Source organism: Pseudomonas sp. Irchel 3F6 (assembly GCF_900187595.1).
In the GTDB taxonomy this organism is placed as follows: Bacteria; Pseudomonadota; Gammaproteobacteria; order Pseudomonadales; family Pseudomonadaceae; genus Aquipseudomonas; species Aquipseudomonas siliginis.
The window spans coordinates 2,238-5,616 of sequence record NZ_FYDP01000012.1; the positions used below are offsets into that span (position 1 = coordinate 2,238).

The 3,379-nt window shown below is 50.9% G+C and carries 2 rRNA genes; both read left to right on the forward strand.

Annotated features, from left to right (window positions below):
- Positions 1 to 170: 170 nt before the first annotated feature.
- Positions 171 to 3,064 (forward strand): 23S ribosomal RNA (locus tag CKW30_RS26570).
- 153 nt (positions 3,065 to 3,217) lie between these two features.
- Positions 3,218 to 3,333 (forward strand): 5S ribosomal RNA (gene rrf, locus CKW30_RS26575).
- The last annotated feature ends 46 nt before the right edge of the window (positions 3,334 to 3,379 follow it).

A 3,379-nucleotide genomic window follows, 5' to 3' on the forward strand; every position in this document is an offset into this window, starting at 1 on the left:
ATTAGATCGTTCTTTAAAAATTTGGGTATGTGATAGAAAGATAGACTGAACGTTACTTTCACTGGTAACGGATCAGGCTAAGGTAAAATTTGTGAGTTCTCTTAGTTGAGAAATTCGAATTTTCGGCGAATGTCGTCTTCACAGTATAACCAGATTGCTTGGGGTTATATGGTCAAGTGAAGAAGCGCATACGGTGGATGCCTTGGCAGTCAGAGGCGATGAAAGACGTGGTAGCCTGCGAAAAGCTTCGGGGAGTCGGCAAACAGACTTTGATCCGGAGATGTCTGAATGGGGGAACCCAGCCATCATAAGATGGTTATCTTGTACTGAATACATAGGTGCAAGAGGCGAACCAGGGGAACTGAAACATCTAAGTACCCTGAGGAAAAGAAATCAACCGAGATTCCCTTAGTAGTGGCGAGCGAACGGGGACTAGCCCTTAAGTGGCTTTGAGATTAGCGGAACGCTCTGGAAAGTGCGGCCATAGTGGGTGATAGCCCTGTACGCGAAAATCTCTTAGTCATGAAATCGAGTAGGACGGAGCACGAGAAACTTTGTCTGAATATGGGGGGACCATCCTCCAAGGCTAAATACTACTGACTGACCGATAGTGAACTAGTACCGTGAGGGAAAGGCGAAAAGAACCCCGGAGAGGGGAGTGAAATAGATCCTGAAACCGTATGCGTACAAGCAGTGGGAGCAGACTTTGTTCTGTGACTGCGTACCTTTTGTATAATGGGTCAGCGACTTATTTTCAGTGGCGAGCTTAACCGAATAGGGGAGGCGTAGCGAAAGCGAGTCTTAATAGGGCGTCTAGTCGCTGGGAATAGACCCGAAACCGGGCGATCTATCCATGGGCAGGTTGAAGGTTAGGTAACACTGACTGGAGGACCGAACCGACTACCGTTGAAAAGTTAGCGGATGACCTGTGGATCGGAGTGAAAGGCTAATCAAGCTCGGAGATAGCTGGTTCTCCTCGAAAGCTATTTAGGTAGCGCCTCATGTATCACTGTAGGGGGTAGAGCACTGTTTCGGCTAGGGGGTCATCCCGACTTACCAAACCGATGCAAACTCCGAATACCTACAAGTGCCGAGCATGGGAGACACACGGCGGGTGCTAACGTCCGTCGTGAAAAGGGAAACAACCCAGACCGTCAGCTAAGGTCCCAAAGTTATGGTTAAGTGGGAAACGATGTGGGAAGGCTTAGACAGCTAGGAGGTTGGCTTAGAAGCAGCCACCCTTTAAAGAAAGCGTAATAGCTCACTAGTCGAGTCGGCCTGCGCGGAAGATGTAACGGGGCTCAAACCATACACCGAAGCTACGGGTATCATCTTCGGATGATGCGGTAGAGGAGCGTTCTGTAAGCCTGTGAAGGTGAGTTGAGAAGCTTGCTGGAGGTATCAGAAGTGCGAATGCTGACATGAGTAACGACAATGGGTGTGAAAAACACCCACGCCGAAAGACCAAGGTTTCCTGCGCAACGTTAATCGACGCAGGGTTAGTCGGTCCCTAAGGCGAGGCTGAAAAGCGTAGTCGATGGAAAACAGGTTAATATTCCTGTACTTCTGGTTATTGCGATGGAGGGACGGAGAAGGCTAGGCCAGCTTGGCGTTGGTTGTCCAAGTTTAAGGTGGTAGGCTGAGATCTTAGGTAAATCCGGGATCTTAAGGCCGAGAGCTGATGACGAGTTACCCTTTGGGTGACGAAGTGGTTGATGCCATGCTTCCAAGAAAAGCTTCTAAGCTTCAGGTAACCAGGAACCGTACCCCAAACCGACACAGGTGGTTGGGTAGAGAATACCAAGGCGCTTGAGAGAACTCGGGTGAAGGAACTAGGCAAAATGGCACCGTAACTTCGGGAGAAGGTGCGCCGGTGAGGGTGAAGGACTTGCTCCGTAAGCTCATGCCGGTCGAAGATACCAGGCCGCTGCGACTGTTTATTAAAAACACAGCACTCTGCAAACACGAAAGTGGACGTATAGGGTGTGACGCCTGCCCGGTGCCGGAAGGTTAATTGATGGGGTTAGCTAACGCGAAGCTCTTGATCGAAGCCCCGGTAAACGGCGGCCGTAACTATAACGGTCCTAAGGTAGCGAAATTCCTTGTCGGGTAAGTTCCGACCTGCACGAATGGCGTAACGATGGCGGCGCTGTCTCCACCCGAGACTCAGTGAAATTGAAATCGCTGTGAAGATGCAGTGTATCCGCGGCTAGACGGAAAGACCCCGTGAACCTTTACTATAGCTTTGCACTGGACTTTGAATTTGCTTGTGTAGGATAGGTGGGAGGCTTTGAAGCGTGGACGCCAGTTCGCGTGGAGCCATCCTTGAAATACCACCCTGGCAACTTTGAGGTTCTAACTCAGGTCCGTTATCCGGATCGAGGACAGTGTATGGTGGGTAGTTTGACTGGGGCGGTCTCCTCCTAAAGAGTAACGGAGGAGTACGAAGGTGCGCTCAGACCGGTCGGAAATCGGTCGTAGAGTATAAAGGCAAAAGCGCGCTTGACTGCGAGACAGACACGTCGAGCAGGTACGAAAGTAGGTCTTAGTGATCCGGTGGTTCTGTATGGAAGGGCCATCGCTCAACGGATAAAAGGTACTCCGGGGATAACAGGCTGATACCGCCCAAGAGTTCATATCGACGGCGGTGTTTGGCACCTCGATGTCGGCTCATCACATCCTGGGGCTGAAGCCGGTCCCAAGGGTATGGCTGTTCGCCATTTAAAGTGGTACGCGAGCTGGGTTTAGAACGTCGTGAGACAGTTCGGTCCCTATCTGCCGTGGACGTTTGAGATTTGAGAGGGGCTGCTCCTAGTACGAGAGGACCGGAGTGGACGAACCTCTGGTGTTCCGGTTGTCACGCCAGTGGCATTGCCGGGTAGCTATGTTCGGGAAAGATAACCGCTGAAAGCATCTAAGCGGGAAACTTGCCTCAAGATGAGATCTCACTGGAACCTTGAGTTCCCTGAAGGGCCGTCGAAGACTACGACGTTGATAGGTTGGGTGTGTAAGCGCTGTGAGGCGTTGAGCTAACCAATACTAATTGCCCGTGAGGCTTGACCATATAACACCCAAGCAATTTGCTGACCTGAAAAGGCGCCAGATTGCGGTGTGTGAAGACGAAACGAACCGAAAGTTCGAAGTTCACAAACACCAGCTGTCACATACCCAATTTGCTGAAGCGAGGCCATCTGGTCACGAGTCAGTACCCGAATTTCTTGACGACCATAGAGCGTTGGAACCACCTGATCCCATCCCGAACTCAGCAGTGAAACGATGCATCGCCGATGGTAGTGTGGGGTTTCCCCATGTGAGAGTAGGTCATCGTCAAGATTAAATTCCGAAACCCCAATTGCGAAAGCAGTTGGGGTTTTGTTTT